This window comes from Aromatoleum evansii (genome assembly GCF_012910805.1).
In the GTDB taxonomy this organism is placed as follows: Bacteria; Pseudomonadota; Gammaproteobacteria; order Burkholderiales; family Rhodocyclaceae; genus Aromatoleum; species Aromatoleum evansii.
Map to the genome: position 1 here is coordinate 1 of NZ_WTVK01000142.1, position 2,513 is coordinate 2,513.

At 69.9% G+C, this 2,513-nt stretch carries 4 protein-coding genes; 2 read left to right on the forward strand and 2 right to left on the reverse strand.

Annotation, left to right across the window (positions count from 1 at the left end):
• The first annotated feature begins 6 nt into the window (after nt 1–6).
• Both GO615_RS29580 and GO615_RS27490 read left to right on the forward strand, forming a co-directional pair.
• Nucleotides 7–84 (forward strand): SHOCT domain-containing protein, encoded by a 78-nt coding sequence (locus GO615_RS29580; RefSeq protein WP_369333971.1) that lies wholly within the window; start codon nt 7–9, stop codon nt 82–84.
• A complete protein-coding gene (locus tag GO615_RS27490; RefSeq protein WP_169133027.1) occupies nt 81–1,229 on the forward strand; it encodes a cysteine desulfurase family protein in 1,149 nt (382 codons plus the stop codon). Before GO615_RS29580 ends, GO615_RS27490 begins: the two co-directional genes overlap by 4 nt.
• A gap of 70 nt (nt 1,230–1,299) precedes the next feature.
• Here GO615_RS27490 and GO615_RS27495 read toward each other — a convergent pair whose 3' ends face one another.
• On the reverse strand, nt 1,300–1,947 hold the full coding sequence (locus GO615_RS27495; protein ID WP_169133028.1) for a methyltransferase domain-containing protein: 648 nt from the start codon (nt 1,945–1,947) through the stop codon (nt 1,300–1,302).
• A gap of 249 nt (nt 1,948–2,196) precedes the next feature.
• Nucleotides 2,197–2,511, reverse strand: coding sequence for a YnfA family protein (locus tag GO615_RS27500; RefSeq protein WP_246262516.1), 315 nt, complete (start codon nt 2,509–2,511; stop codon nt 2,197–2,199).
• Between the last annotated feature and the right edge of the window lie 2 nt (nt 2,512–2,513).

Sequence of the window (2,513 nt, forward strand, 5' to 3'; positions counted from 1 at the left end):
CTGGAGATCGTGCAGGAACGCTACGCACGGGGCGAAATCGACCGCGACGAATACGAGCAAAAGAAACTGGACCTGGAGAAATGAGCACGAACCTGCCGATCTACCTCGACTACAACGCCACCACCCCCGTAGCCCCGGAAGTGGCCGACGCGATGCTGCCATTCCTGCGCGAGCGCTTCGGCAACCCTTCGTCCTCGCATCCCTACGGACGCCTTGCCGCGCGGGCCGTCGGCGAGGCGCGCGACGAGGTTGCCGCCCTGATCGGCGCGCGCAGCGGCGAGATCGTGTTCACCGGCTGTGCCACCGAGGCCAACAACCTGGCGCTGCTCGGGGTCGCACGAGCGCTCGGCCACAGCCGCCGCCATCTCGTCGTCAGCGCCGTCGAACACCCGGCCGTGATGGCGCCGGCACGCTGGCTCGAGGCGAACGGCTGGAGCCTGACAGTGGTGCCGGTGGACGGCCATGGGCGCGTCTCGCCGGACGACGTCGCCCGAGCATTGCGCCCGGACACCGCGCTGGTGTCGGTGATGCACGCCAACAACGAGGTCGGCACGATCCAGCCGGTGGCGGAAATCGCCGCCGTGACGCGCAGCCGCGGCATCCTGCTGCACACCGATGCCGCGCAGTCGGCGGGCAAGGTCGAAGTGAATGTCGACCGCCTCGGCGCGGACCTGCTCACGCTCGCCGGCCACAAGTTCTACGCCACGAAGGGGGTTGGGGCGCTCTACGTGCGCACCGGCACGCCGATCCGCCCGGTCCTCTTCGGCGCCGACCAGGAGCACGGCCTGCGCCCGGGCACCGAGAACGTGCCGGCGATCGTCGGACTCGGCGCGGCGGCGCGGCTCGCGCGCGAGCGCCTTCCCGACGCGGGCGGACGCCTGCGCGGGCTGCGCGACCGCCTGCACGAGGCGCTGGCGCGCTCCGTTCCCGGACTCGTGCTGAACGGCCATCCGGACGAGCGGTTGCCGAACACCCTGCACCTGTCCTTCCCCGGGGTCACCGGGCGCGCGCTGCTCGAAGCGGCTGCGGAAGTGGTGGCCGCCTCGGTAGGCTCTGCCTGCCACGCCGAGCACGACGCGGTGAGCGGCGTGCTGGCCGCGATGTCGGTCGACGTGGCCTGTGCGCGCGGGGCGGTGCGCCTGTCGGTGGGGATGATGACGACCGGGGACGAGGTCGACCGCGCAGCAGCCGGATTGATCGCCGCGTGGCGCGCGCTGACGGCGCGATAAGGCCGATTTCGGGGCAGCGCAGGGGAACGTGGCTGTTCATGCGCAGCTGGGAAATACGCCAAGTCACGGGTCACCTGACGTCGGCCGCGGCCGCGATGAAGGCTCCGCAGGCGGGCGCCAAGCGGCGCAGCGACCCCTCCAGCGCACGAGCCACGACGCCGCCTCCCGGGAGCATGACCGCCGTGCGCAGCGACACCTCGCGCACCGGATATCCGCTGAACAGATTTCGCACGTCGGCCGGCGTGTGCCAGCGAGCGCCGCGGTAAGCACCATGGCCGCCGTGCCGGCCCTTTTCGAGCCACAGCAAGCTGTGGCGGTTGAGCAGTCCGAGGGCGACGCGGCGACGCGCAACGCGCAGCATCTCGGAAAGCGCCGTCTGCGCTTCTTCGACGAAGCACAGCGCGGTGACGCTGACCACAAGGTCGAAGCTCTTGTCCGCGAAGGGCAGGCGCCGCGCATCCGCCAAGGCGTACGCGGCGCCCGGGTCGTGACGGGCGGCGTAGCGGACGGAGGCGCAGTCGATATCGGTGCCGGTCGCGAAGCCGGCGTGCATTGCCTGCGCCAGGCGCCGCGTGAAGTAGCCCGTGCCGCAGCCCACGTCGAGCAGCGTTTCGCCGCCGCGTGGCGCCAGGAGCGCCTCGAGGAGGCGACACTCGATGCCGCCGATCCAGGCGCCGCGCCGCGATGCGTACCAGGCGTCGTAGTGTTCGGGCTGCACGATCTTCCTCCTCCACGACACCGGCGCGCTGCCGGCATCGATACCTATCGGGCCCGCATCAGCGATGCCGCGCTTTACTCTTCTCCCCCAGCATTTTGCGACTGATACCCAGCGCCGCGGAGGTGTTCGCCGACATGAGCGCGGGTGTTCTCATGGTGTTCAACGGTTTGCCGCTATTTCGCAAGTGATCGCCGGCCACTATCCGTCGCCGGAAAGGCGAGCCGGCATGATGCCTGCGGCCGGGGCACTTCAGGAGATGTCCTCCGAAGGCTGAAGCGCAATAACCGCCATGCCGAGCAGCGCAATCGCGGCGCCCGCGAGATCCCAGCGCGTCAGTGGTATGCCGTCGATGAACCTCAGCCACAGGAGGGCAACGGCGATGTACATGCCGCCATAGGCTGCATAGGTTCGCCCCGCCGCAGTCGGATGCAGCGTCAGCAGCCAGGCGAAAAGTGCCAGCGACGCTGCGGCCGGTAGCAACAGCCAGGCGGTCCTGGCCTGCTTGAGCACCAGCCAGGGTAGATAGCACCCGATGATCTCGGCCAGTGCCGTGACGGCGAACAGCG